Origin of the sequence: Paenibacillus sp. FSL M7-0802, assembly GCF_038004945.1 — a bacterium.
Classification (GTDB): Bacteria; Bacillota; Bacilli; order Paenibacillales; family Paenibacillaceae; genus Paenibacillus; species Paenibacillus polymyxa_B.
Window position 1 is genome coordinate 2,931,504 of sequence record NZ_JBBOSD010000001.1, and the last position, 19,535, is coordinate 2,951,038.

Genomic DNA, 19,535 nt, shown 5'->3' on the forward strand with positions numbered 1-19,535 from the left:
TTTATTTGGTCCGTTTTTTATGCGCAATACGTTTTTGCAATAAAGTTTTGCCTTGTTTTAGTCTCTTAGGTGTTGCAGGAACTCTGCGCAAAATAGGTTTCTCTTGGGTTGCTTTGGAAGGCAATGTCATGCGGAGTGTGGATGATGCAGGTTTTCTTTGACTGCTGCTCGTTACAAAGTTGATGGTGTAGTCCAAGACGAACGGACTAACTGCGATTCTCCGCAGTCCCACGCTTCTACAAGTGGTACAGCCTGTATCCCAGCACCAATTGAAGGCATTTTCAGGAACTTGAGTGAAATATGAACCCCGCCATTCGCGTCCAAAATCATCTTCAGCGTAATAAAAGAACGTATTACCTCCTGCGAAGCCGCTCCAAACCTGAATAGTCTGTCCGGGGTTAACACGGTACCAGCCTGCTTTAGAGTAGTTAACAGGAGTACAGCTGAAGTCCGGGTAGGCAAAGACTACAAAGATAGCTGCACTAGTACTGTTGCGAAAATTGAGCCCCATTGTCGTCACTTCTTTCCTCATATAGTAATTTACAGTGTATCCTATGAGAATTTTGAAAGAAGGGAACGGACAGGAGTCTCTTAATCGCTAAAATTAAACCATTTGCTGATGTCTATTTTGTGATGTTCATTCATAGATCGCCATTCATTCGTATCTGGTTGATAGATATAATCTTTTTGCCAGGTCGTGATGTTTTCCACGATTGCTCGTATGGAAGAGGCGATATAGGAGACCTCCTGATTCGTCATCATGGGATGGAGCGACAGACGCACCCAGCCCGGTTTTCGAGATAAGTCTCCCGCATGGATCAGGTCTGTCATTTGTTTAGATGTTTGCTGGTCGATGCCCAGCAAATAATGTCCGTAGGGGCCTGCACAAGAGCAGCCGCCCCGGACCTGGATGCCAAACCGATCATTCAATAGTTTTACAATTAGGTTATAGTGAATATGGCCGACAACGAAAGAAACGATTCCCATTCGTTCTTGGCTACTTCTTCCTAAAATGTGTAGGTCTGGTATGGCACTCAAGCTCTTTAGTAATAGAGATGTCAGTTCCTTTTTGCGCTCCAACAGGCGCTTCTGTCCCATTTGTTCCTTCAGCCGAATGCAGAGCGCCGTTCGAACGGCCTGTAGAAAGGCAGGCGTCCCTCCATCCTCACGGGCTTCAGTATTCTCTTTATACTCGTATCCACCCCAAGGATTGGTCCAGCTAACTGTGCCCCCTCCTGGCTGATCTGGAGCACAATTGAGGCACAGCCTCGAATCCATAATTAAAACGCCGCTTGTACCGGGACCCCCAAGAAATTTGTGGGGTGAAAATACAATCCCGTCCAGTTTCTCAAGGGGATCCGTGCGGTGCATGTTGATCTCGGTATAAGGTGCGCTTGCCGAAAAATCAACGAAACAAACGCCGCCATGTTCGTGCATTTTGCGGGCTAGCTGGTAAATCGGCACTTCGAACCCTGTAACATTGGAGCAGGCGGTAAAGGCGCCGATTTTGATAGGGCGATGCCTAAATTGAAGTAGCAGTCGTTCGAGATGAGTTGGATCGACCATCCCGCCAGGACCTGGAGGAAGACACACAACGTCTCCAATGGTTTCTGCCCAGGAAATATGATTGGAGTGGTGCTCCATGTGTGTAACGAAAATAACGGGACGTTCTTTTTCGGCGATGGGGTAGAGGGGCTTTAATTTTTCATGTATTTTCAATCCTAGCAGTCGCTGAAGCTTATTCACTGCACCTGTCATACCGGACCCGGCAAACAGGATGATATCATGTTCATTGGCATGAACGTGGCTTTTAATGATTTGTTTCGCTTCTTCATAGGCTTGGGTCATCAGAGTTCCTGTCAAATTAGACTCCGTATGCGTGTTCGCCACAAAAGGGCCTAATTCATTAGCTATTTTCGACTCGATGGGTCCATACAGACGGCCGCTGGCTGCCCAATCCGCATAAATCAGCTTTTTTTGCCCATATGGAGATTCAAAGGTCTGGTGATATCCGATTGTACTTTCACGATACCTTTGGAAATAAGCCTCGTTAGAAGGCTGATACCTACAATTACTGCTTCCAATTCGAGCCATGAGCATACGGCGCCTCCCAAGTCGTTCTGTCTTCTTAGGGTACGTAGGTAGGCCCGAATAGGTTAAAAAAAATAGGCGAGTGTCATCATTTAGTCACAATAAAAGCCTCATCCAACAGCCGGATAAGGCGCAAGTCTATCTTATATAAACAACTGCATATCGGATTCGAGCGCATCTTTTAAATACGTTTTGGCCTCGATAATTTCCAGTTCAGGTATAAATTCTTCCGGTTTAAAGCCCATAATATCGACCGATAGCTTACAGGCATAAAATTTCACATTTTTCTTCCGTGCTCCTTTTAAGAAATGAATGAGCTTCGGGGCTTCGTTATCTTCGATCATTTCCGTCAGCATCAGCTTGCCAAGGCCGCTAAAATTCATTTTGGATAATGGCAACTCTTCGGGTCCTTTTGGAGTCATCCAGCCCATGATTTTTTCATAAATCGTCTTGTCCTCAAACGTCATCTTGTCAGGATCACGAACCAGAAATAGTCCCCAGAACGCAAAAAACATCGTCACGTCCACGTCCAATTCCCGCGCTGTATTTGCCAGAATCAGTCCAGCCATTGCCTTATCATAATCGCCGCTGAACATAAGCAGATTCATCCTTTTATCCACAATTCCCGCCTCCATTACCAACAGATATATTCAGTATGGATTTGGGAATGAGAAGTATGCCCAGTTCACATATCGCTCACAATTTATGGAGTGGGTGTTGGCAAGAATTTTTAGCGTTGTTTTTCATGTGGAGATAAAGGGCCGGATGCTTTCTTTCAGTGAAGTGAGCGGACCACCGATCAACTGTTCCAATTCATCCGACGTGGAGCGCGTATCTATTTTGCCCAAAAACCCAAATATCCAATTTTTGATTTGGGGGTCATGACGGAGGGAGATGGATCTGCCTGTAAGCTCGGTCAAAGCTGCTGTCAAATCTGAAAAGGTCCAGGGACTGGAGGAGACAAATTCATATTTCTTGTTCTTATGGCGGTCTGGATCGGATAGCACTGCTGCGATCCCTCTGGCAAGATCCCAACGCGTGACGGTGTTAAATTTCCACTCTCCAGGGTAAATATCGAGTGCGCCCTTCGCTATGGCGGCGTTCAGGTCAAGAGTTTTGACAAAATCAGTATATAATGCATTCCGTAGAAAAGTGTAAGGAATTCCGGTGGTACAAATGGCGTGTTCTGTAGCCAAATGCAGATTGGAGAGGGGGATAGAGCTGGCTTCAGAAAAGGCAAAGCTGGTGTATAAAATGTGTTCTACTTTACATTTTTTAGCTACTTCTATGATATGAGTATGTTGACGAATACGAATCGTATCGTCGGGATGTGAACTTGAAATCAACAACAGTTGGGAAGCACCCGCGAATGCTTGCTCAAGCGAATCGGGTTGATCGTAGTCACCTAATCGTACTGTAATTCCCTGTGCCTCATAGTGTTTTCCGGTTTCAAGGTGGCGAACACAAGCGGTAATTTCATGAGGTGAGACTTTTTGAAGGAGCTGTTGTATGATTAGGCTCCCCAATTGACCATTGGCTCCAGTAATAACGATCGACATGGAATATCATCCTTTTTATACAAATGGGATTTTAGTTTAGGGCTTAACCAATTGAGTAGAAAAGCCGTTACGTCCTCTTTAATTTGTTGAGCAGGGAAAGGAGCTGCTTCAATTCCTGATCATTCAACACCTGCATTTTTTCCGCAATCCTCTGCCGGTTTTCGGGTAAATTACGCAGCAGAAGGCTTTGCCCTTCGCTTGTTATAGAAATTACCGATTTTCTGCCGTCCATGGGATGGCCTTCCCGGCGAATGAATCCTTCGTTTTCGAGCGGGGTGAGCAGCAGGCTAATATTTGATTTGGTGACACCGATCCTTTGGGCGAGCACAGATGGGAGAATTGTACCTCCTTCCTTCATGATTTCAACCAGAATTCGAATTCTGGCTCCATTGGTTCCCTTCGAATGCCAGTATTTTTCTGAGACATCAACTAATCCGGCTGTCGTTTCCACCAGTGAAAAGAAAACCAGAGAATGCAGCGGCAAATCAAGTACGTAATCCTGTAGGTCTTTCAAACGATCACCACCATAAATGTAGTTAAGGGCTTAACTAATATGAATTTACTAAAGTTAGGTAGTACTTGTCAAATTAATTTTTCAGCGCTGATAAGCGAATTTCAAGGTCGCTACCGCTGTTGTATCTGTTTGCACCCACCGTTACCAATGTCATATCTACAAACCACTCCTATTCTGTATAATCTCAAGGGAATTCAAGACATAAGCCTGAGATCGGGAGGATCATGAGAAAGTGAGTATAGACAACAAATATAAAGCACTTGAACTGGAAAAGCCGGGCATCTACGAGCTGGAGGGACTGGAAGTCGGGGTCACCTCTAATTGCAACTTCAAGTGTGATTACTGCTGCGCGTATCAGCGGAACGATGGGCAATGCATTAGCAGCAAAGAGGTCATTGATATTATTGATGACATTCCAACGTTAAAACGTGTGCGACTGTCCGGGGGAGAAGTGACCTTGAAGTATGAGGATTGTCTGTACATTGTGGCTCACTGCTCAAGCAAGGGCATCGCTACCCAGCTCAATACCAATGCCAGCTTGCTCAGCCCTGAACGAATTGAGAAACTACGTGATGCAGGACTTTCCAACATTCATATCTCTTTCAACTTCACGGATGCCGATAAATATGCAACCTATTATCATGTTCATCCTCGCATGTATGAGAAAATCGTTCAAAATATCCGATTATGTACCGAAGCCAAGCTGGAAACGGTGCTGGAGACGTTGCTGTTTGCGGAGACGCAGAACAACATGCCAGCGATTAGCGAAAAGGTATATGAACTCGGTGTGCGCATCCATGAAATCCAAAACAGCATTGTGATGGATCATACGAACTGGAATGCTATTTCCACCAAGGAAGCGCTCGTCCGTTCCGTTCATGACCTGATTGCACATAAGAAAGATGATACTGTGTTGTATTTTACCTGCATGGATCGTTTTGCAGAAGCGCTGGGCTTCAAGGAACAACCTGGTGTTTATTTTTCCAACTGTGTTGACGGTAAAAAACAGCTCCATCTTCACGGGAACGGGGACATCCTGATCTGTGAGCTATGCCATCCTGTGGTCATCGGCAATATTTATAATGGAACATCCTTAAAGGATATTTACAAAAATAAACCGAAGCAGCTTCAGGAGTTTCTCGACAAACTGCCTTGTCCCGCATATGATGCGCTTTTTCCTGTAGGAAGCAAGTAAATATGATTTGAGATTGTGAGGCTATAAGCATCTACCACCCTAACAGTCAGGGTGGTAGATATCCTTCATATAACTCCATGAGTCCTTTATCAATGATTTTAATGAAAGGGTTTACATGTTAAAATATAAAAATATGATCTTCTTATGAAAGAAGGAGTAGATATGAAATATAGAAATGTAGGCAACAGTGGTCTTAAAATTAGTGAAATCGGTCTGGGTAGCTGGTTAACGTACGGTACAGCTGCCGAGCAGGAAGCAGCTCATACCTGTATTGCCAAAGCCTTTGAACTCGGGATTAATTTCTTTGATACCGCGAACGCGTATAACCGGGGAGAAGGCGAGAAGGCTATGGGAGCTGCCTTGAAGCCTTATCGAAGAGAGAGCTATGTGTTATCTACCAAGGTTTACTTCCCTATGGATTCTGGTCCCAATGACAGGGGACTGTCACGCAAGCACATTATGGAGCAATGTGAAGCGAGTCTGAAGCGTCTTGGCACGGATTATATCGACATGTACTTCTGTCATCGTTATGATTCGGGTACTCCTTTGGAAGAGACGCTGCGAGCGCTTGATGACCTTCAGGCTCAGGGAAAGATTCTGTACGCTGCTGTCAGTGAATGGAGTGCTACCCAGCTCACGGATGCCTATGGGATTGGAAAAAGGCTGAATTTGCGCCCGCTGATTGCCAATCAGCCAATCTATAATATGTTCGAACGTTATATCGAACATGAGGTACTTCCCGTATCCGGGCAGGTAGGTATCGGCCAAATTGTATTTTCGCCTCTGGCTCAAGGTATCCTCACGGGTAAATACAAGCCTGGACAACCTTTACCGACGGGCAGCCGCGGGGCTGATGCATCTGTCAATAATGTCATCAGCAGTTACATGAACGATACCGTTCTAAACTGTGTCCAGGAGCTGGATAAGCTGGCGAAGGATTTGGGTATTACCCTGTCACAGCTCGCGCTTGCCTGGATTCTGAGAGAACCGGGTATCAGCGCTGCACTCATTGGGGCCACTAAACCGGCACAAATCGAAGAAAATGTAAAAGCAGTCGAAGTGACGCTGCAACCGGAGACATGCGCGGAAATTGAGCGGATTCTCAAGCAAGCAGAGGGGTTTGAACCTTTGCGTTAAGCATTCTAGCTTCTGTAGAGGGGAACCATTAATAAAAAAGTCTCGCTCTTCCTGTCCTTAACAGAGAAGAGCGAGACTTTTTAACTTGCTTCAAGCAGGGCATAAATACCTGAAACCACACTAAATACAATCCCGCTTACTAAAACAAGGATTTGCTTCTTACTGAGATCCAGCGGATCAAAAAAGATAGGCAACAGCCATTTTAGGCTGATGACAGCCCATAAGCCCTCCAGTAGACCTAGCAGCAACACCTTTTGTCCCCAGTGAAACTTCATTTGTGGTGTTAGCGGACCTTCAAGAAACAGGTCACCTGAAGTATGGAGGTTCCAAGAAACAATAACTACGAATATAAGGAGAGTTAATAGGGTTGACATAATATAAGTGATATCTTTTTTAGCCTTTTTCGTGAGTTTCGGCGATCTTTTAAACTCAGGCAAGCCAATCAGGAAAAAGACGATTCCTACGATAATAGCCACGCCTACAGAGGAACCGAGTATGATATTGGCTACGATGCCGATGCCATTGATGATTAATAATAAAATAAGCTCTCCCCCTTTGGGGTTACGATGATAGTTATTTTATTGTACACATAGGAACGAAAATGCTCAAATATTTGGAAAAGCCCCAGCGCTTTCGCCTGGGGCTTTTTTTTGCTTTTTGCCGATTACAATGCTGATTTAATGACCTTTTTATAATACAGGATGGATAGTATCCCGAAAATGGAATATAAGGCGGTGTACAGCACCATAACGATGATCATAGGCATCCAAATTTCAGTTCCAAACAAGAACCAGCCAGATTGAACGGCGAAATAGCTATGTGAAAGGCCAATTACTAGTGGAATGCCGAAGTTAAAGAGTTGTTTTATTTTAATGCCCCTAAGCAGGTCACTTTGAGTGAACCCTAACTTTCTTAACACGGTGTAATTGGCTTTTTCGTCTTCACTCTCATCCATTTGCTTAAAATAAAGGATGCAGCCTGATGTAATGAGAAAGGTCAGTCCTAAAAAGCCAACTACAAACATGATCACTCCCATGTTCCGCTTCTGATTGCTGCTCATTTCAAGGCGTGATGTTTGTTGATCATTAAAATTCGCAGCTGCAAAGAGACGATCGGCTTCTTTGATCTGTTCTGCATTTATCATATCAATTCCAATATATAAGGATGACTTCTTTTGAATCTCAGGATTTGCATCTTTCTTTAGCCGCTCAAAGATAGTTTCGTCTACAATGACAGTGGGTAATCCACCGGCTGTAAAATAGTAGGGAATCACGTACTCCTTTTTTAGACCCACATATTGTTGGTGTATGACTTCCTTATTTCCCTTCAAATCCAATGGACCTGAGTTTTTCAAGGACATAAATTTCTGTAACAAATCATTATAGCCTGTTAAAATCGTTTGGCCTGGAGATACATCCGTACCCTTCACAGATTGATCGCTTATGACAGGCAACGTCATGGAATTCGCACCGATATTTAACCCTTCCAGAGGAGTGTCCATAATTTGCGCTGTGTTCACGCTGACTTGAATAACTTCAATTTTCTTTTCACGATACTTTATGTCATGCTCCTGAAGTAACGTTTTGAATTTCTCCGCATCCAGTACATTCGTCATTGCAAAATGGGAAGGCACATTGTCCTCAGCTGCTTGATCCGCAGAATAATAGGCGATATAGCTTAAGGAAAGTAAACCGATGGCAAGTGCTGATACTGTTGTAATAATGGTCAACAACAAAGCATTGGATTTCATGCGGAACATAATGGATGAGAGAGATAGCACCTCATTAATGTTCAAATAGCCGCCTTTACTTTTTCTGATGATATTGGAAATAAAGCGGATAGATCCTTTATAAAAAAGGAGTGTTCCGATGATGACAGAGCCCAAAATAAACACCATAGCGATAAATAACTCATTCATGGATGTAAAGTCTCCGCCAAATAATTTGGAAGAAACATAGTATCCTAAAGCGATGAATGAAACTCCAATGATCCCGATGATCATCTCATAGATAGATATTTTCTTGATTTTCCCCTCGGTAGTTGAGGTTACTCTGAACAAAGACAAAATACTTTGTCTTTTGATAAAGGAATAATTCATGAGCATGATCAACAGGTAGATGATACCAAAAACGATGAGTGTTTGAGTCAATGCTTGGTTAGAGAAATATAGAGTGGCAATGGCTTCGACGCCCGTCGTCTTAAATAAAATCATGATCACTAATTTGGAAAAGGAAAATCCAACCCCAATTCCGATGAATAGTGAACTGAAGTATAGAATTAAGTTTTCAGCACTCAGGATGCGAAAAATTTTATTTTTAGTCATTCCGATCAATTGAAATAGGCCAATTTCTTTGCTGCGTCTTTTTATAAAGATATTATTAGCATACAAAAGGAAGATGCAGACAATGGCGACCAGTAAAACGGATGCTGCACGTATGGAAGCTGCACCTTTAACAGAACCCTTCACTTCGTCCATGGAGGGATCGTATTGTAATGTGACAAAAGCGAAATAGAGCGCAACACTGAAAATGAGAGCAAAAACATAAAGGTAATAATTTTTCAGGTTTTTCTTCAAATTTTTTAGAATGAGCAGATTAATGTTCATATTGGACCCCGCCTAAGACACCTTGGGTTTTCATGATATCCTGGAAAAAGCTTTGTCTTTCCTGCTCGCCTTTGTGAAGCTGGGTATACATTTGCCCATCTTTAATAAAAATGACCCGACTGCAATGGCTGGCAGCGACAGGATCATGCGTGACCATAATAATGGTTGCCTTGCGTTTTTGATTCAACTGGCCCAGCTTATTTAATAAATCGGAAGCCGACTTGGAATCCAGCGCACCCGTAGGTTCATCGGCAAAAATAATACTGGGCTCATGAATAAACGCTCTGGCCGCAGATGTACGCTGCTTCTGTCCACCCGAGATTTCATTGGGGTATTTGTCCTTGAGCTCATAAATTCCCAGTTCTGTAGCTACTTCCTGAAATTTTTGGTTGGCTTCTTTTTTAGGCGTTTTGGTGATGGATAAGGGTAAGAGAATATTCTCCTTCACGGTTAGCGTATCCAGCAGATTGTACTCTTGAAAAATAAAGCCTAAATGCTTTTTGCGAAATTCAGCCAGTTGCTTTTCTTTCATTTTCGTCATTTCGATATCATTGATTTTAATGGAGCCTTGGCTCACTTTATCAATGGAGGAAAGAACATTCAGCAGTGTGGTTTTACCTGAACCGGAGGCTCCCATAATACTGACAAATTCCCCTTCTTCAATGACGATATCTATTCCCTTCAAAACCTCCTGCATATTTAACTTATTACCGTAGCTTTTATGAATTTTATGGGCTTCTAAAATATTCACTTCGATGCACTCCTTATTGTTCTTGTAGCCTTATTATAAAAATAGAGCCGATGTTTTTCCTTTGATTGGGCGAACAATACATAAAAGCATGTGACATCTCTGTCACATGCTCACCATGCTCACAAAATCATTTCGTTTGGGAAAAATTAAAGTGAAGGTTGTACCCACGTTCGGTTTGGAGTGCACATCTATATGTATGAGCAAGGACTGTGCTGCCTTTTTCGTTAAATATAACCCCATGCCCGTTGAAGTATGATCAGAATGTTGGGTTGTGGAGGTAAAACCTTTCTCGAAAATACGGGGTATATCCTTCGGATCAATACCGCGCCCAAAGTCTTGGACCTCAAGCTGTATTCGATCCCTTTGTTCATAGCTGTGAATGATAATATCACTGGCATCGCTATATTTGATGGCATTGGTTAAGAGCTGTCTGATGATAAAAGCCAGCCATTTGGCATCACTCAGCACTTCCATGTGCTCCAATTGGATGTCAAAACCGATCCCTTTTTGGATGCACCATGACTGTAATGCTTTGATTTCATTAAAAACCAGAGATTTTAAATTCACTTGCTCGACATACAGATCATTTTCAATAAAGGATATGCGTTTGTGATGGAGCTGCTGATCCAGCAGTAAGTGGATTCGTAGCCATTCATAGGTTAACTGAGCTTTTAGGGGCTTATCGTCCAACCGCTCAATCATCAAATGCATGGTGGTCAAAGGTGTTTTTACCTCATGAATCCAGGATAATAATTCATCTTTTTCATGTTCAAGTGTCAATTGATTTTGCGAGATGATCTGTTGTAACCGTACGGTCTGGTCAGTGATTTTTTGTTCAATGATTTGCTCAAACGGACTCTCCGGTTCGCCTATACCCGTTAGTTCAAGAGGGCTCTCCCATTCTTCTAGTGTGGTATAGAATTTGGTTTCCTTGGGATAGCGAATGATTAAAAAAACCAAGAAAATCATCATGGATAAGAAGACGATATAAAGGATGGGCATTAACGGAATTGCTGCATCCACATAAGCAATGAACAGGATCAGGAATTGCTGGCATACAAACAGTAGAATCCAGCTTCGCCTCTCTATAAGATATTTTTTAATCATAGGAAGGTGCCTCTTCTGTAGCCATGTAGCCTTGCCCGACTTTCGTTTCAATGAAACGGCCCAAATCCAGCTCGTCTAATTTTTTACGCAGGCGGTTCAAGTTGACGGTCAGGGTATTGTCGCTGACAAAACGTTCATCATCCCAGAGGCTTTTAATTAATTCCTCTCGTGCGACAATTTTATTTTTTTGTTCAATCAGCAGCTTCAAAATAAAAATTTCGTTCTTGGTTAATTCGATGGAGCCAGCCTCATTGGCTACTACGTTTTTTTCATAATCGACCGTCGCTCCACGCCATGTTTTCAGGGAGACAGGCTCTGTATTGTAATTATATACGCGGCGGAGTGTCGCCTGTAATTTTGCAATGAGTACATCAAAATGAAACGGTTTTTGGATAAAATCATCCGCGCCAAGCTGCATCGACATCACCATATCCGTAGGATGATCCCGTGATGATAAGAAAAGAATGGGCACGTTAGAGTGGGATCGAATCATTCGACACCAATGAAACCCATCAAATTTCGGCAATTGAATATCTATCACGACCAGGTCAGGCTTTATCGTTGTGAATTCCTGAATGACTTTATTAAAATCCTGGATGCCATACACATCATAGTTCCATTGAGTTAACCGATCCTTCATTTCATGGAACAAAGTTTCATCATCTTCAATTAGTAGGATTTTGAACAACGATTTCACCACTTTAACCTTTTTTTAGGATTTTGCAACTCCCCTTTTATAAAGTGTATAGCAAAAATTGTATATGTGCTACATGTGTGGATTCAACTTGATACTGCGATAATCTGCTGTTAATAGTTGAGGTTTATAGTGGGGTTTATATTGACTATCTCATATATGTTAAAGGATGGATGCAATGATGGGAATTCACACGTATTTTCGGTCGCTAAATGAGCTGGAAAGAATCATCCGTTGTCCGGGTAAGTTTAAATTCGAGGAACACAGCGTATCGGCACATTCTTGGAAAGTAGTACAATACGCTAAAACGCTGGCTGATATTGAAGAGAGAAATGGTGTCAGTATTGACTGGAAAAAGCTATACGAGATTACGAGCAGTCACGATTACGGGGAAATTTTTATTGGGGACATCAAAACGCCTGTTAAGCATTCCTCTAAGGAACTACGATTATTAATCCAGCAGGTCGAAGAAGGTATGATTGAGTATTTTATTGAAGAGAATATTCCCGAGGATTTTAAAGCTATTTTTCGCAAACAGTTACGTGAAGGCAAAGATAATTCAGTAGAAGGTTTGATCCTTGAAGTTGCTGACAAGATGGATCAGGTGTACGAAGCATTTGCCGAACTACAGCGGGGAAATACTGAAAAAGAATTTATAGTCATGTACCGTAATGCACTTGTGAAAATCAAGAATATTCAATTACATTGCGTTGATTATTTTTTGGAAAATATCCTGCCCGATATGGTCAAGGAAGAAACGCCTTCATCCATTGATATCAAAAAGATTACGGAAGAAGCCTTAGCTCTGTAAATGAATTTCCCTACCGTCCAGAAGCTACTGAAGCGCTTCTGTTCATACATAATAATAGTTTTATTTGTAATAAAGTAGCTTCTATATGAAAATAAAGAGCAATAAGGGCAGTTGATTGAACTGCCCTTATTGCTTTTTTGGGGTTGGAAAAACGGAGGGCTAAGCGTATTCCTTAAACAATTTATTAAGGTATAAGAATATTAGTTATTCCGAAAAAGGATTTGGGAAATTCGTTTTCGTGGCAGCATATTGTTCCTTGGTGTTGCCGATTCCCAGTTCGCCGTTTTTGTTATATCCCCAGGACCAGACCGTCCCATCGGCTGTCAAAGCATGGGAGTGGGTTCCTGCTGCACTGAATGCTACTACATCGGTTAGTGGCGTGTTTGTGTCATCTACAACTTGGGATGGGACTTTAACAGAAAATACATCGGTCCCGTCACCTACCTGTCCCTCATTATTGGTTCCCCAGCCCCAAAGAGTTCCATCATTTTTAAGTGCAAAAGTTTGAGTTTTGCCTGCTTTCAGTCTACTTACATTGGAAACATTGATCAATACGGGTGATCTTCTAAAAGTAGAGGTTCCATCCCCAAGCTTTCCAGAAGTGTTACTCCCGGAAGCATATACTTCTCCGCTGTTCGTTAGTACATAAATGCGGTCAGCTCCGGCAGTAAAAGTTTTGATATCATCAATTCGATATTGAACAGGGGTAAGCTGGTTTTCTTTGTCATCCTGCCCCAGTGCGCCGTCATAACCACGTCCCCATACCCATAGCTGATTATTTTTGTCCAGGGCTGCGCCAAAACTGTCACCAGCATCAATGGATACAATATCTTCTAAACCTTGTACCTGAACAGGCTTAACGGAAAAGGCGGAAACTCCTTTTGTGCCAATCCCCAGCTGTCCAAAGTTGTTTTCTCCATAAGCCCACACTGTGCCGTCATTTTTGAGCGCAAGCGTAAATTGACCTCCTGCTCTCACTTCCTTAACATTATCAATATATTTGTTTTTAACAGGTACTCTTGCCGTGTCCCTCTTATTCCCTGTCCCTAGTTCGCCGTAACTTGCAAACCCCCAAGACCAGATGGTTCCGTCTTTTTTGAGCAAAGTTGAATGCAAATCACCAGCATCAATCATTGCGATGTCGGATACATCTGCTTGCATTGGGCTTGTTTTATTATTCCCTCCGCCAGCGCCTACGCCGAGCTTGCCATCACTGTTACTTCCCGTTGCATAAAATGAAGATCCATCTTCCATGGCCAGGAAAGCGTTAGTGGTCCCTGCCGAGAGCAAATGATCGTAATTTACAGTAGAATCAGCGCTTGCCGTAATAGAGCTTCCTACTAAAAGTGTTGATGCAGCGAGAGCTACCAAACTGAGTTTTTTTAACATATAATTGCACACCTTTCAAAATGTAATGGATAAATACAGACTAAAGCAACCAAATTGTTCCTGTCCGCGTCTTAATAGTGAACATATTCTATAAACCAGATTAGGGAGGATCACTTATGAAAAATAGAGTTTCTGCCCTTGTCCTTGTCTTGCTTGCGGCAGCATTACTGCCTGCATGTTCTACAACAGAATCGGCTACGCCGGTTAACGAATCTAATGGAGCGGTGGCTCAATCTATTTTTGACTTAGACCGTCTGGAAAGCACAACGGTATACACAGGGCGTGCCAAAATCGAAAGTATTGAAAGAATTGAAAAAGAAGTAGAACAACCCTTAGCAGCCCCTACCATGAACTATTTGATCCGATTTGAACAGCCTGTTCAATTTGCTAAAGAACTACCCCAAAGTGATGATCCAACGGAAAAACCTATCCAAGCGGTCTATATATCTGTCCCAGATACACATATTTATAAGCAGATGGATGGTCAGCGGAGGCAAATAATCAATCCAGCACAATTACAAGCGGGGCAACCGATTGAAGTTTCTTATCTGTACCCTGTAACACCTGTTTTCCTGGCATTGGAAATCGTTGTGCTGGATGATTTATAGAGGAGGCCGGTAAGGCCTCCTTACTCCTATACAAGCACGTTATATCATAAGGCTTAGGTGATATTAATGAGTTTTACCATGTTGTAGATATAACGTGTTTGCTCATACTTAACCATAGTGCCTGCAGAGTTCTTAACTTGAATACCGGACGAGCCTCCACCATCAAGAAGAATGGCTTCAAAGCAATCCTGTTTAATAAAATAATTGCGAAGTTGTTTCAGTGTCGCATTTTCATGAACAACCAGGTAGACCTGCCAAACATTATTTACGACCTTGAAGCCCAGGCCAGTTCGCCCGGTGGAATCGGTGTATCGCAACGTTCCGTTCAAATCAAATTTTTCAATATCTTTTAAATCCTCAAGCCATGCTTCTTCCTCTTTCTTCAGCGACAGGCTACCGCCGCTAATAATAGACTTATACGTAATCGAAGTCCCCATTTGTTTTTTGAGATCCGTCACACTTGAAGCACGGGTAATCCCTATTTTCGTTTTGTTGCTCTCCGTGTATACAAATGCTGTACCACGGCTATTCCCTTTGGCATTCGCCTTAGTATCATGGGTATTATTAGGTGTGACCGCGATAGACAAACACTCGGTCGGCGCCTTTGTTGTGCTGATTGGGTTAAAGAAGCCCCCATTAATCCCGTAATCGGTTTGCTGTGTGATCCGGCTTCGAATATTTTTATTTTGAATATTCGAAGCTGGCGTGATGATAACATGGAAACCATCGGACGTTTTGGTGTAAGAGTAGTTTGCTGGCATGTTAAACCTCCAATTGGATTATTTTGAAACCGAATCTCGCGCGATAATTCGTTTCTCATATATATAGGAAATTTACAGCTGCCTCTTACAACCCGGAAATCAAATTTTTCTAAAAAATTTTGAAATAGCATATACAAGACAATGCTTGACTTCAAGTTAACTTTAAGTAGTAACATACGGAATGTGACGTAGTGATTAGGAAATGCGATGACTATTCTGATAATTTAGGAGTGATAAAAATTGAAAAAGAAACAACTGGGTAACAGCGACCTTCAAGTATCTGCACTGGGTCTGGGCTGCATGGGTATGTCCGAATATTACGGTGAGTTGAATGATCAGGAGTCGATCAAAACTCTTCATCGTGCGCTGGAGCTAGGGATAAACTTCTGGGATACTGCTGATGTCTACGGTGTGGGGAAAAATGAAAAACTGATTAGCCAAGTCCTGCGGAGCCACCGTGACGAAGTCGTATTGGCTACTAAATTTTCCATTATGCGTGGGGAAGATGGCGCATTTATGGGTGTAAGTGGCCGTCCTGAATATGTAAAAGAGGCATGTGATCGCAGCCTGCAAAGACTGGGTGTAGATGTGATTGATTTGTACTACCAGCACCGTGTCGATCCGAATGTACCTATCGAGGAAACGATTGGCGCGATGAGTGACTTGGTTCAGGCGGGAAAAGTCCGCTATTTGGGGCTGTCCGAAGCTTCTCCTGGGCTCATTCGACGCGCTCACAAGGTACATCCGATTACAGCGCTGCAAACGGAATACTCCTTATGGAGCCGGGAAGCGGAAGATGAAGTTATACCGACGTGTAAGAAGTTGGGTATCGAATTTGTGGCCTACAGTCCACTTGGACGCGGATTTTTGAGCGGGCAAATTCAGAAGTTTGATGATTTTGCAGAAGATGATTTCCGTCGCTCGGTGCCACGTTTCCAACCTGAGAATTTCCAGAAAAATCTGGACCTCGTGCAGCATGTTAAGGACCTTGCCGCCCAAAAAGGGGTCAAACCTTCTCAACTGGCGTTGGCATGGCTGCTTGCGCAAGAGGGAATTGTACCGATTCCAGGAACCAAGCGGGTTACGTATTTAGAGGAAAATGCAGGTTCCATCGATGTTGTTTTAACCACACAGGAAATGGAAGCTATTAACGCAATCATTCCAAAAGGAATGGCAGCAGGCCTTCGTTATCCGGCAGAGCGGATGCCGAATTGGCAAGCTGAATAATTAAGATAGCATATTAATCCCAAAACAAAAGCCGTCCTTTACGCGGATCGGCGCGAAAGGCGGCTTTGTGGGTTTACATATACAGTTAAGGACGTGGCTTGAAAATGCCGAAAGGACGTCCAACGGGCAGGAATGTACGGCCAAAATGAGCATTTAGAACGGCAGCTCCTGTACCGTACAGTGAGAGTAGACCAATGCCCATTTCAGCATAAGCGGCGATGGTATGGAATATCTCTGGTGCAACGCCGAATGCATCGAAGCTAAGACCGAGGAACAGAAAATCAATCAACACAAAAATAAAGAATAGAACCTTATGCGTCTCCATCGCTCCAATGGTCATAAAGAGCGTAAAGATGAGATAGCCCGCAAAGGCAAAGCCGAGCTGCTTGCCGTCTACAGCAGACGCCAGCTCAGGGCCGAATACGCCCATTTTAATCATCCAGCTACTAGCTACGGCTAACCAGAAGAAGGCGTAAGCACCAAATGCCGTCATGCCGAAGGTATTGTTATGTTTTGCATCCTGAATGGAGGCAAACAGCTGCGCAAAAGCACCGAGAAATATAGCCCAAGGGATGATGAAGCTTAAGCCTTCGGTGAGACCAAGCTTTTGGGATGAAGCCACAAGCGTTACAATAGCCAAGCCAAACAGGCCGATCGCACTCGGATCGGCCGTTATGATTTTTACGTTAGAATGAGATTCGTTTTGCATGAAAAAATAGAAGCCTCCAATAATGTTCAAGTACGCGTCAATCTGCCGATGCCAGAATCACACTGACATATTGTAACGGAAACCGACGTACTCGCATAGTAGGTAATTCATAAAATTTCTACCGATTGCGGTTGCCTGTATTGACGTTATTACGCCCGCCTTCAATACTGACTGATTTGCCTCTAGTATCTGTGATGTTGTCCTTAATTTCATTGGAGTTGGAATCGGTGACCCGTATTCCTATATTGGAGAACCCGGAGTATGTGGTCATCTCGTTACCAATAACTTTGTTGTTGTTTGCGTCAGCAAGGCGAATGACTGCCTCTGGAGTAAGTGAGGAATTGGTTTGAATAAATTCGTTGTCGGTAAACGTATTGCCATCCGATTGGACCAAAAGACCTTGCAGGGATGCATTTTTTACAGTATTTCCGTATACATTGTTACCTGTTGCTCCAGTCAAGACAAAGATCCCGCGCGGGTAATTTTCAATCACATTATTGTTTACAGTATTGTTGGCGCCATTATTAGGGATGCGAATGCCTGCGTATCCATCAGATTGATGGGTCTTGTTAATAATTTGGTTCCCAGTGACTGTCGTGTAGGTTGCGCGTGATAAATTGATTCCACTGCCGCCGCCCGAATTGGTAATCTGGTTATTCGTAATTTTGACGTTGCGGAACTCGCCTGCCGGAAAGCTCTCGTGTCCAGTGGCAATAGCATGTCCATTATTTCGGTCAAAGCGGCTGTTGGTAATCTCTGAATCTCTCGTTCTGCGAAGAAGGGCTCCGATCGTTGTATCGCAAATTTCCACGTGATCCAGCGTGAAGTGAGAGACGGCCATTTCCATAATAATACCGCCTACCTGACTTTCGCCACGGGCTTCACGGTTGGCACGGTCTGCATCAATGGTGAGATTAGATAACTTCACGTCTAGTCGGTCAGAATTGTTTCGTAGAATCGGATCGCCAACGACGTATTGGCTTTTAGACCCTGTCTTTTTGAAAATCGTTTTTCCCATTCCGTCACCGTTCAGGCTAACCCCGGCATATAAACGAATAGATTCGTCAACCAAGTATGTTCCTTTTGGAAAATAGACGGTTCCCTCCATTCCTCGGTCGTAGAAATACTTTAATGCATTCTGAATTTCCTTTGACTGTGAGGAATTCGAGTTGGCTTTAACGCCAAAATCCTTGGCATTAATTACATTGTCCGCAGCTCGGGCTACATGAATGTCTCCTGTAGAATTTTGAATAACGAACGCAATGATGGCTACGAGTAAGAAGCTAAACCTGACCTTCCGATTAAAGATATTTGACATGATACATATTCCTCCTAACAAAATAGTTGAATTAATTACATAATTACCCTTTATATTTTCGGTCAAAATGGGTTTTATTTCAAGTACAGTGTGTGACAGCCTATTTTCTGTGGTCCGAACCCCGAGTCTGTCCGAAAGGGTGTCTCCAAGGGGGGCCTATTTATAACAGCTGGGACATGCCTTTTTGTGACATAAATCTTGGTTTCTAGCAGAGGTAGCGGCCCACGCAGAAGGGGATCTGGATGCATATGCATACTGTATGCGCAAAAACCCAAAAAGATAAGAGGGATGACTAGTGCCTATTGGAAAAATGAAAAAGCATAAAGAAATGTTGCAACATCCCGTTTTGCGTTCGCATTTACCTGAAACCCACTGGTTTACGGATTCAAGGACCTCGCGGATGCTGAATACTTATTCATCGGTCTTCATAAAACCCAATCACGGGAGTGGTGGCAGCGGGATCATCCGGGTCAAGAGATTGAAAAAAGGATATGAGGTTCGTAGCGGTTCAAGTCGAAAGTTTGTTGGATCTCGTTTTGTCTTAAAAGCAATTAAGTCATACAGGAAATCCAGACATCGGTATTTGGTACAGAAAGGACTTCGGTTGGCTAAGTACCACGGGTCGATTTTTGACACCAGGATATATTTACAGAAGCCAAGGGGGAAATGGGTTATTTCCGGGGTGGCTGCCCGTGTCGCGGCACCTCATAAGTATGTTACCAATTATCTTAAAGGAGGGCATGCAGTATCCTTGCATCGAGTGCTATTCAGCCTTTTTAAGCACAACCGCGCGAAAGCAGATGCCTATTTTCGTAGAATCTCCAAACTATCCGTCATTATTGCCAAAAAGATCAATGAACGGCATCCGGTTCGCGAATTGGGGGTTGATATTGCCATAGATAAAAAAGGTCATATTTGGATTATCGAGGCCAATTCACACCCAGGACATATGCTATTTACTCAATTTCCCGATCCTACTATGATCAACACCATCATGAGAAACAAGAGTCTTATTCGAAAGTAGATTCCATGCACGTTATTTTTAGGGGAGAAGGAGAA

At 43.1% G+C, this 19,535-nt stretch carries 20 protein-coding genes; 6 read left to right on the forward strand and 14 right to left on the reverse strand.

The window, feature by feature from the left end; translation table 11 throughout:
- Nucleotide 1: 1 nt before the first annotated feature.
- The 5 genes from MHB54_RS13655 to MHB54_RS13675 all read right to left on the reverse strand — a co-directional run bounded on the left by MHB54_RS13655 (nucleotide 2) and on the right by MHB54_RS13675 (nucleotide 4,164).
- Nucleotides 2–511, reverse strand: coding sequence for a DUF1036 domain-containing protein (locus tag MHB54_RS13655; protein WP_028540920.1), 510 nt, complete (start codon nucleotides 509–511; stop codon nucleotides 2–4).
- Nucleotides 512–591: 80 nt separating this feature from the next.
- Nucleotides 592–2,100 carry an aminotransferase class V-fold PLP-dependent enzyme gene (locus MHB54_RS13660; protein ID WP_340981659.1) on the reverse strand — a complete coding sequence of 503 codons (1,509 nt, stop codon included), beginning with the start codon at nucleotides 2,098–2,100 and terminating at the stop codon, nucleotides 592–594.
- A 134-nt stretch (nucleotides 2,101–2,234) separates the two neighbouring features.
- Nucleotides 2,235–2,711, reverse strand: coding sequence for a DsrE/DsrF/DrsH-like family protein (locus tag MHB54_RS13665; RefSeq protein WP_023991039.1), 477 nt, complete (start codon nucleotides 2,709–2,711; stop codon nucleotides 2,235–2,237).
- A 123-nt stretch (nucleotides 2,712–2,834) separates the two neighbouring features.
- Nucleotides 2,835–3,650 (reverse strand): NAD(P)H-binding protein, encoded by an 816-nt coding sequence (locus tag MHB54_RS13670; protein ID WP_076295180.1) that lies wholly within the window; start codon nucleotides 3,648–3,650, stop codon nucleotides 2,835–2,837.
- 67 nt (nucleotides 3,651–3,717) lie between these two features.
- Complete coding sequence (locus tag MHB54_RS13675; RefSeq protein WP_076295181.1) at nucleotides 3,718–4,164, reverse strand: MarR family winged helix-turn-helix transcriptional regulator; 447 nt, start codon at nucleotides 4,162–4,164, stop codon at nucleotides 3,718–3,720.
- A 232-nt stretch (nucleotides 4,165–4,396) separates the two neighbouring features.
- On the opposite strand from MHB54_RS13675, the gene MHB54_RS13680 reads away from it, so the two are divergent.
- Complete coding sequence (locus tag MHB54_RS13680) at nucleotides 4,397–5,359, forward strand: radical SAM protein (RefSeq protein WP_023991036.1); 963 nt, start codon at nucleotides 4,397–4,399, stop codon at nucleotides 5,357–5,359.
- 162 nt (nucleotides 5,360–5,521) lie between these two features.
- A complete protein-coding gene (locus tag MHB54_RS13685) occupies nucleotides 5,522–6,496 on the forward strand; it encodes an aldo/keto reductase family protein (protein WP_340981661.1) in 975 nt (324 codons plus the stop codon).
- A gap of 80 nt (nucleotides 6,497–6,576) precedes the next feature.
- Here the strand turns inward: MHB54_RS13685 and MHB54_RS13690 are convergent, their stop codons facing one another.
- The 5 genes from MHB54_RS13690 to MHB54_RS13710 all read right to left on the reverse strand — a co-directional run bounded on the left by MHB54_RS13690 (nucleotide 6,577) and on the right by MHB54_RS13710 (nucleotide 11,647).
- Nucleotides 6,577–6,972, reverse strand: coding sequence for a hypothetical protein (locus MHB54_RS13690; protein ID WP_068939207.1), 396 nt, complete (start codon nucleotides 6,970–6,972; stop codon nucleotides 6,577–6,579).
- Nucleotides 6,973–7,160: 188 nt separating this feature from the next.
- On the reverse strand, nucleotides 7,161–9,101 hold the full coding sequence (locus tag MHB54_RS13695; RefSeq protein ID WP_254348327.1) for an ABC transporter permease: 1,941 nt from the start codon (nucleotides 9,099–9,101) through the stop codon (nucleotides 7,161–7,163).
- Complete coding sequence (locus tag MHB54_RS13700; protein ID WP_053326448.1) at nucleotides 9,091–9,852, reverse strand: ABC transporter ATP-binding protein; 762 nt, start codon at nucleotides 9,850–9,852, stop codon at nucleotides 9,091–9,093. The genes MHB54_RS13695 and MHB54_RS13700 overlap by 11 nt, the downstream gene beginning before the upstream one ends.
- Nucleotides 9,853–9,954: 102 nt before the next feature.
- Nucleotides 9,955–10,959: a sensor histidine kinase gene (locus MHB54_RS13705; RefSeq protein ID WP_028540912.1), complete on the reverse strand. Its 1,005-nt coding sequence runs from the start codon at nucleotides 10,957–10,959 to the stop codon at nucleotides 9,955–9,957.
- Nucleotides 10,952–11,647: a response regulator transcription factor gene (locus MHB54_RS13710; protein WP_023991030.1), complete on the reverse strand. Its 696-nt coding sequence runs from the start codon at nucleotides 11,645–11,647 to the stop codon at nucleotides 10,952–10,954. Before MHB54_RS13710 ends, MHB54_RS13705 begins: the two co-directional genes overlap by 8 nt.
- 187 nt (nucleotides 11,648–11,834) lie before the next feature.
- On the opposite strand from MHB54_RS13710, the gene MHB54_RS13715 reads away from it, so the two are divergent.
- Nucleotides 11,835–12,464 (forward strand): YfbR-like 5'-deoxynucleotidase, encoded by a 630-nt coding sequence (locus tag MHB54_RS13715; RefSeq protein WP_023991029.1) that lies wholly within the window; start codon nucleotides 11,835–11,837, stop codon nucleotides 12,462–12,464.
- A gap of 204 nt (nucleotides 12,465–12,668) precedes the next feature.
- Here MHB54_RS13715 and MHB54_RS13720 read toward each other — a convergent pair whose 3' ends face one another.
- Nucleotides 12,669–13,853, reverse strand: coding sequence for an RCC1 domain-containing protein (locus tag MHB54_RS13720; RefSeq protein ID WP_076264587.1), 1,185 nt, complete (start codon nucleotides 13,851–13,853; stop codon nucleotides 12,669–12,671).
- A gap of 116 nt (nucleotides 13,854–13,969) precedes the next feature.
- Here MHB54_RS13720 and MHB54_RS13725 point away from each other — a divergent pair, with 116 nt between their 5' ends.
- A complete protein-coding gene (locus MHB54_RS13725; RefSeq protein ID WP_023991027.1) occupies nucleotides 13,970–14,461 on the forward strand; it encodes a hypothetical protein in 492 nt (163 codons plus the stop codon).
- A gap of 53 nt (nucleotides 14,462–14,514) precedes the next feature.
- Here MHB54_RS13725 and MHB54_RS13730 read toward each other — a convergent pair whose 3' ends face one another.
- Nucleotides 14,515–15,222 carry a phosphodiester glycosidase family protein gene (locus tag MHB54_RS13730; protein WP_023991026.1) on the reverse strand — a complete coding sequence of 236 codons (708 nt, stop codon included), beginning with the start codon at nucleotides 15,220–15,222 and terminating at the stop codon, nucleotides 14,515–14,517.
- A gap of 240 nt (nucleotides 15,223–15,462) precedes the next feature.
- Here MHB54_RS13730 and MHB54_RS13735 point away from each other — a divergent pair, with 240 nt between their 5' ends.
- On the forward strand, nucleotides 15,463–16,449 hold the full coding sequence (locus tag MHB54_RS13735) for an aldo/keto reductase (protein WP_340981662.1): 987 nt from the start codon (nucleotides 15,463–15,465) through the stop codon (nucleotides 16,447–16,449).
- A gap of 85 nt (nucleotides 16,450–16,534) precedes the next feature.
- On the opposite strand, the gene MHB54_RS13740 is transcribed toward MHB54_RS13735, so the two are convergent.
- Both MHB54_RS13740 and MHB54_RS13745 read right to left on the reverse strand, forming a co-directional pair.
- On the reverse strand, nucleotides 16,535–17,158 hold the full coding sequence (locus tag MHB54_RS13740; protein WP_053326442.1) for an acetate uptake transporter: 624 nt from the start codon (nucleotides 17,156–17,158) through the stop codon (nucleotides 16,535–16,537).
- A gap of 118 nt (nucleotides 17,159–17,276) precedes the next feature.
- Nucleotides 17,277–18,476 carry a glycosyl hydrolase family 28-related protein gene (locus tag MHB54_RS13745; protein ID WP_053326441.1) on the reverse strand — a complete coding sequence of 400 codons (1,200 nt, stop codon included), beginning with the start codon at nucleotides 18,474–18,476 and terminating at the stop codon, nucleotides 17,277–17,279.
- Between the two features lie 295 nt (nucleotides 18,477–18,771).
- Between MHB54_RS13745 and MHB54_RS13750 the strand changes: the two genes are divergently transcribed.
- Nucleotides 18,772–19,500: a YheC/YheD family protein gene (locus MHB54_RS13750; protein ID WP_053326440.1), complete on the forward strand. Its 729-nt coding sequence runs from the start codon at nucleotides 18,772–18,774 to the stop codon at nucleotides 19,498–19,500.
- Nucleotides 19,501–19,535 lie beyond the last annotated feature (35 nt).

Bases quoted from the DNA above. Each gene is read 5' to 3' on its own strand.
- MHB54_RS13655 (WP_028540920.1), bottom strand. From the start codon at position 511: ATGGGGCTCAATTTTCGCAACAGTACTAGTGCAGCTATCTTTGTAGTC.
- MHB54_RS13715 (WP_023991029.1), top strand. From the start codon at position 11,835: ATGGGAATTCACACGTATTTTCGGTCGCTAAATGAGCTGGAAAGAATC.
- MHB54_RS13730 (WP_023991026.1), bottom strand. From the start codon at position 15,222: ATGCCAGCAAACTACTCTTACACCAAAACGTCCGATGGTTTCCATGTT.
- MHB54_RS13740 (WP_053326442.1), bottom strand. From the start codon at position 17,158: ATGCAAAACGAATCTCATTCTAACGTAAAAATCATAACGGCCGATCCG.
- MHB54_RS13745 (WP_053326441.1), bottom strand. From the start codon at position 18,476: ATGTCAAATATCTTTAATCGGAAGGTCAGGTTTAGCTTCTTACTCGTA.
- MHB54_RS13685 (WP_340981661.1), top strand. From the start codon at position 5,522: ATGAAATATAGAAATGTAGGCAACAGTGGTCTTAAAATTAGTGAAATC.
- MHB54_RS13660 (WP_340981659.1), bottom strand. From the start codon at position 2,100: ATGCTCATGGCTCGAATTGGAAGCAGTAATTGTAGGTATCAGCCTTCT.
- MHB54_RS13725 (WP_023991027.1), top strand. From the start codon at position 13,970: ATGAAAAATAGAGTTTCTGCCCTTGTCCTTGTCTTGCTTGCGGCAGCA.
- MHB54_RS13705 (WP_028540912.1), bottom strand. From the start codon at position 10,959: ATGATTAAAAAATATCTTATAGAGAGGCGAAGCTGGATTCTACTGTTT.
- MHB54_RS13695 (WP_254348327.1), bottom strand. From the start codon at position 9,101: ATGAACATTAATCTGCTCATTCTAAAAAATTTGAAGAAAAACCTGAAA.
- MHB54_RS13720 (WP_076264587.1), bottom strand. From the start codon at position 13,853: ATGTTAAAAAAACTCAGTTTGGTAGCTCTCGCTGCATCAACACTTTTA.
- MHB54_RS13670 (WP_076295180.1), bottom strand. From the start codon at position 3,650: ATGTCGATCGTTATTACTGGAGCCAATGGTCAATTGGGGAGCCTAATC.